We start from the raw sequence: 3,630 nt of genomic DNA on the forward strand, positions 1-3,630 counted from the left end.
GAAACACACTTACAAATGCTTGAATAAAGAACCTAATTGATATCAATTAGGTTCTTTGTACCGATAATATAGGTTATTTGAACTAAACATTAAGCTTTCTGAATTTAAACATACGGAAAAGTTGAAAGTTTTCATTGAGAAACATCAACTACATCACCCTCATCATGCTATATTCATCATTTAACTAATCATTAACTATTAGAGAACACTATTTTGTTATCGCTTACAATTACGATATACCATGTGGTATGCTATATGAAAAATATTAGAGTAATTGACTTTACATACCAAAATTATATGCATAGTGAAGGGGGATTTTTATAATGGATATCAAACAATTACGCTATTTTTCCGCAATCGCCGAAGAAAGACAAATTACACGTGCAGCTAAAAGGCTTCACATGGCACAACCTCCTCTAAGTCACCAACTTAAATTAATGGAACAAGAACTAGACGCTTGTTTACTGGAGAGGAATGGGAAAGAATTAGAGCTCACACAGGGAGGAAGGTTATTATATAAAAAAGCCAAAAGTATTTTAAATCAAATGGATGATTTGGTAAAAGAAGTTAAGGAAATAGAAGAAGGTCTGAGAGGCGTATTATCAATTGGTTCCACCAAAACAGGATTTTCTTATATACCACATAGGCTTCAAGTTTTTCGTCAGTTATATCCACAGGTCACTTTCCGATTGAAAGAAGGTGATACGTATAGTTTGGCCCAAAGTTTAATAAAAAGAGAGATTGAGCTGGCCATTGTACGATATCCTCTAGAGCCCCTAGAAATGAATGGATTTTCTTTTGTTCCCCTGCCTAAAGATGAGTTTGTTCTCATCATGTCTGAAAATTGGAGTCATCAAACGAGTATAAAAATAAAGGAACTTGCTGGGATTCCTCTTATGTTACTACATCGAACCAATTGGATTGGCCTTTATGAGGTTGTCATTGAAGAGTTTGATAGACATGGAGTTAATACTGAAATTATTTGCGAGTGTGGAGATGCAGCTATGCTTCTATCACTTGCAAGAGCTGGAATTGGAGCTACGCTCTTACCACAATCAACACTGGAAGCATTCCCTATGCATGGATTAAGAATTATCAATATTGACGATGGAACAATTAATTCCCAATCGGCACTCATCTGGTTGAAAGATCGCTATATTTCTAAAAGTGCTGTTCAATTTATTGAAACGTTTAAACAAGAATTTAAGTAAGATGCAGGGAAGGTTTAATCATGACCTTCTCTTTTTATATAACAAGAAATCAACCATTTTTGTCTTTGTATCTGCCTTCCTAATAATTATACCCTAAATTGGTTTCTTAACTAATTTCTCTTTTCATTTCTTGTTGTAATCGCTATCTATAATAATTATCCCCTAATCAAATTTCTTTTATTTATAACTAACAGTAATATGACCATAGTCATATTAATTAGAATGAATAAAAAGGTCATTTAAAATATAATGTTCTATTGTTACATCTATAATTAGAATAGAATTAAGCTATTTTAAGTTGCTTATAAATAAAAGGTTGATTATCTTACCTTAGTCAGATAAGATAGGGTTGTGCAAATAAGAAATAGGAGAGAATATTCATGACAACAAGTTCTATATCACAGAAACAACCTTCCTTGTGGAGCCTATCTTTTATATTTATTACGCTATCAAATGCCCTATTATTTATGGTTTTTGAAATGATGCTTCCAACACTTCCTTTGTTTGTCACAAAGTTAGGCGGAGAAGCCAACCAAGTCGGTTTAATTACAGGAGCATTTATGTTCTCTGCTATTTTAATTCGCCCTTTTACAGGTTTATTGACTCATAAATTTAACAAAAAGTATCTACTTTTAATAGGAATCGGTATTAGCGCCATTTGTACAGGGGCTTATTACTTATCAACGGATATTTATATACTGTTAATCATTCGTTTAATTCATGGGATGGGATTTGGGATTGCAAGTACATTTTTTGCAACAATTGCTGCTGAAAATATTCCTTCTGACCGAAGAGGAGAAGGTATGGGCTATTTTGGAGTAGGTGAGACCGTTGCCATCTCTTTAGGCCCATTACTTGGCATTACTATTCTCCAATCTTCTAATTTTATTACTCTATTTATAGGAGGAATGGTTCTTCTCTTTGTCTCTTTAATCATGGCATTACTTTTAAAAAAGGAACCAAGAGAAATAAAGAAGATGGAGAATCAAAATATAAGGTTTAAACTTTTAGAGAAAAAGGTATTATTCCCATCTCTTTTAATTTTTCTAGTTGGGATTGCGGCGTCAGGAATTATGTCTTTTATAAGCCTTTATGCCATTGAACAAGGATTTCAATACATTGGATGGTTCTTTTTTATCATTGCATTAGCTAGCTTTATGGTCCGTTTGGTTACAGGTAAAGTATTTGATAAATTTGGTCATGCCTATGTATTAATCCCATCAGCAATCTCCGGTACTATAGGTTTGTTCATTCTATATGGGGCATCCACTAACTTTTCTTTCTTTTTGGCAGCCATCTTTTATGGGATGGGATTTGGAGCTATCTTCCCTGCCATCCAAACTTGGTGCTTAAACTTAGTTGCTGAGTATGAACATGAAGATGCGATGTCTTCCTTTTTTAACTTTTTTGATTTAGGAATTGGAGGTGGATCTCTTCTACTTGGTATCATTGCTACGGTAGTGTCCTATCAATTTGTGTACCTTGTATCCGTCTTTATGTACGTTACTTTCCTACTAATGTATATTAGTTATATAAAGCTAAGAAGGAAATAATCGCTTAGTTTCCTTTCAACTAGGAGGAAAAAGATTTGATTACAAATAAAATCAAGGGAATTGCTATCCACCATTTTAATGAATTGGGGTATGAAGGTACCAAAATGGCTCGAATAGCAGTTGAAGCTGGTATAACCAAACAATCTCTTTCTTATCATTACCCTTCCAAAAAAGAACTATTTAAGGAACTATATGCTGAAGTTATGGAAGAAGAATTACCCTTCATTATTAATTTCTTCAAGGAAAATAAAGAATATCCTGTAAGAGAACAGCTATATCAATTTCTTAATGAAATGAAAGTACGGTTTCATGTAAAACCAAACGTTATGTTTTTGCAGAGACTTTCATTTGTCTCTTCATTAGAAGTATCAGATTGGGTATTGTCCATGTATAGAAATTACATTCATACCCTAAAAACAGAAATTCTAAATATATTAAAGAAGCTTAAGATCCGTTTGACAGCCGAAGAAGCTACCTCTGGTTTCCTAACCTTATTCGATGGATTAATGATTCAACTTGTATATGAAAATAAGCATTCTTTCGAACGAGCATTTTCAGCTTCTTTTGATATCTATTGGCATGGTATTTATACAGAACCAAATTATCCTAGTATTGTATGATATGACTGTTTATTTTGTTACCTTGGAAACTTGAAATTTTTAAATACTGAAATATCCTTAGCGTCGTAAACCCATATCTTGTTTACAGCATCCTTATAAATAGGAAAAGGACATTCATAATTGTTTTTAAAACAAACTGTCCATAAAAATGTAACTATAGGAAAGATAAAAGGCATAAAACCTTGGTGAAGCAATGGTTTTATGCCTTTTGTACTTCTCATAATTCATCTTATGTTAACTAGCTTT

The 3,630-nt window shown here is 32.9% G+C and carries 3 protein-coding genes; all 3 read left to right on the plus strand.

Annotation, left to right across the window (positions count from 1 at the left end; all coding sequences use genetic code 11):
* The first annotated feature begins 323 nt into the window (after window positions 1–323).
* The 3 genes from MOC86_RS26490 (at window position 324) to MOC86_RS26500 (ending at window position 3,384) form a co-directional block, all read left to right on the plus strand.
* Window positions 324–1,211, plus strand: coding sequence for a LysR family transcriptional regulator (locus MOC86_RS26490; RefSeq protein WP_268586880.1), 888 nt, complete (start codon window positions 324–326; stop codon window positions 1,209–1,211).
* Window positions 1,212–1,591: 380 nt separating this feature from the next.
* A complete protein-coding gene (locus MOC86_RS26495; protein ID WP_268586881.1) occupies window positions 1,592–2,764 on the plus strand; it encodes an MFS transporter in 1,173 nt (390 codons plus the stop codon).
* A 35-nt stretch (window positions 2,765–2,799) separates the two neighbouring features.
* Window positions 2,800–3,384, plus strand: coding sequence for a TetR/AcrR family transcriptional regulator (locus MOC86_RS26500; RefSeq protein ID WP_268586882.1), 585 nt, complete (start codon window positions 2,800–2,802; stop codon window positions 3,382–3,384).
* The last annotated feature ends 246 nt before the right edge of the window (window positions 3,385–3,630 follow it).

The sequence above is a fragment of the Priestia endophytica genome, from assembly GCF_026790145.1.
Lineage (GTDB): Bacteria > Bacillota > Bacilli > Bacillales > Bacillaceae_H > Bacillus_I > Bacillus_I endophytica_A.